A 2,874-nucleotide genomic window follows, 5' to 3' on the forward strand; every position below is an offset into this window, starting at 1 on the left:
TTAATGTTGGAGATAAAATTATTATTCCTATTTATGGTAATAGTCAAAGTAATAACGGGTTAGCTACATTCAATCAGCTGGCAGGAGATATACCCGGAATAGGAACTGTCAAGTATATCTCAGATGATGTTGGATTCGAATTATTAGTTGCAAAAGAGATTGATGGTAGAGAAAGAGCACAAGTTGTAATGCCAGGGCAATCTTGGAATTTCCCTAAATACTATAGTTCAGAATCCAAACAATTAGAGTGTCTACCTATAGATATATTCTTGTCTGGAGAAAAAATAGAAACACTAACAACAACCTTTGTAAAATCTGCCATATCAGCGATTAATAGAAGTCTAACTCATAATGCAAGTGCTAGAGCGGATACTGTGCGAGTCACTCATGATTATCAAGAGTGGGGAAAGTTAATAGATGGAATTAAGGGAGAAGCTAGTCCCCCAGACAACGGAACGTTTTTTCAGATAACAAGAGCTACAATAGAATCTGAATCTTCAATTACATCTTATGTAGGAGATGATAAGCAAGATAAGATTGATGAGAATTACTTTTATTTAGCTGTACCAGCGCCTGACGGTTCAGGCAGTATATTTACAAATATACTCGTGAACAGTAGGTATAGTCTTAAATTCGTCGAAGTTCCTGAAGATTCGACAAATCAACAAGTCGAAGAGGCTTTAGAAGAGGCAGGGCCAAATACGTATGCATCTGTTAAGAATTCAGATGGTACATTTACCTTTGCAAGTAATACCGGTAAAGATGGGATTAAACTAACGGATACTGTGCAATATAAAAATAGTGGTGCTACAACTCCTGTTGAGTATTTTGAGCAATTTACTGGAATTTCATATGAAGATCCAGAGTTAATTTCAAAAATAAATGATTTGTATACCACTAAAAGTTTTGCGTACGTTCACGAATTTTATGTATTTTTTGCTGATAGTTCAGTTCCACATACTATAACAACACAATACAATGACTCCGAGAATCATAACGGAAGTACAAGCAAAACTTCGAAACCTAATCAAATAGTAATTGAAGGTCAAAGTTCAGTCAGAATTAACTTCTTAGATGAAGAAGAGACACCATTACAGTCAGCTGTGACTAAATTAGGCTTCCCAACTACTGAATCTTCTCCTGAAAAAGCATTCATTTCTGCAGAAGACTTGAAGGTTGAAGGGTATGACGTAGATTTAGAACAGTTACCAGTTGGTGCTGATCCTCTGACGGGTGAACTGTATGTTGATTATCCAGAAGAGGATCAAACGACAGACATTACGTATAAATATAAGATTAAGACTACACAAGTGAATGTGAGATACATGCTAGATACAGATGGTGATGGCACTCCAGACACTAAGATCAACGATGGTGCGGATGATGACACGTTAGAGGGGACTTATAATACCGTTTATCGTACATCTGCAATCGACTACCGAAGTAAAAATTACTACTTGGTCGAAAACCCAGCAAATGCGATGGGGCGTTATGCAGACTCAGCGACAGAAGTAATCTATGTCTATCGAGTAGTCGGTAACTTAGTGATCGATACTTCTCGTCTTGATGGGAAAGAATCGACGACTACACCATTCACTATTAATAGTAATAATAGGGATTTGGCTGATGTTACGGTACCAACGGCTCCAGCTGGTTTCCATTATATTAACGCAGCAACAAATGAAGCGCTGCAAAATGGCGCGAAGCTGAAACCAGGCAGCCAAAATAGTCAAGATCCTACGGCAGATACTCGCTCTCAAGATTTGGAATTAAGATTGGTTCCTGATCAATACAAAGTGATTTACCACTACGTTGATCAAGAGGGTAAGGAAGTTTCACCTGATGTTACTGAGCATTCATCTGAAGGTGCGGTAATCCCTGAAAAGAATAAAGTAGTTAACGGATGGCTCTTTGTAGAAAAAGATGCTGCTAAATCTGATGACGACATGCTTGTAAACAAAGAAGGATTATCTGAAGTGACATACGTCTACCAAAAAATAGGCAGCTTCGTCCTTGATAGTGCTGAACCATCATTTACGGACGGTGGAAAGATCCAATACCCGAATGATCCGAACGATCCAAGTAAGATATTAGGTCATAATGCTCAAGGCTTCCCAGTAATCCCATATGTACCGGGCTACACTCCATTAGATGAAGATGGAGTTGCGCTGGAATTTGTTGATGCTGGTGATCACACGAAAGGATACAAAGCTCCAACGATCGCTGATCCTACAAAGGATACCGATGTTACTTACATTATCAATCAAGGGAAAATCACTTATAAGTATGTGAATCAAGAAGGAAAAGCTATAGCACCTGCTAAGAACGTAGCATCCAAATTTGGCGATACCATCAAAGAAAAAATAGATGTAGTCAGTGGTTGGTTCTATGTAGAAAAGGATGCCAGTTCAGATAGTGACATGATCGTAAATGAAGATGGCTCTGCCACAGTGACTTATGTTTATAAGAAGCTCGGAAACATCATCTTAGAAAGCGATGAGCCAGAATTTATCGGTGGAAGTACTCAGTATGAGAACGATCCGAATGATCCAAGTAAAATCATTGCACCAGCGGTTCCTTATGAGCCGGGGTATATAGCGACGGATAAAGACGGCAATGTGTTGGAGTACGTAGATCCCGAAGATCCAACTAAAGGATATAAATTACCAGATATTGATAATCCTAGCGAAGATACTGTCGTGAAGTATGTGAAGGATGATGACGAGTCAGATAGCGACTCGGATTCAGATAGCGATTCCGACAGCGACAGTGATTCGGACTCAGATAGCGATTCAGATTCGGATAGTGATTCCGACAGTGATAGCGACTCAGATTCGGATAGTGATTCCGACAGTGATAGCGACTCAGATTCGG

General features: G+C 39.4%; 1 protein-coding gene. It reads left to right on the forward strand.

Features of this window, described 5'->3' with window-relative positions:
* On the forward strand, positions 1–2,874 hold a 2,874-nt coding region (locus tag A5875_RS23805), incomplete at both ends, for a MucBP domain-containing protein (protein WP_176244738.1).

This window comes from Enterococcus sp. 3H8_DIV0648, assembly GCF_002140655.1.
Taxonomy (GTDB): domain Bacteria; phylum Bacillota; class Bacilli; order Lactobacillales; family Enterococcaceae; genus Enterococcus_A; species Enterococcus_A hulanensis.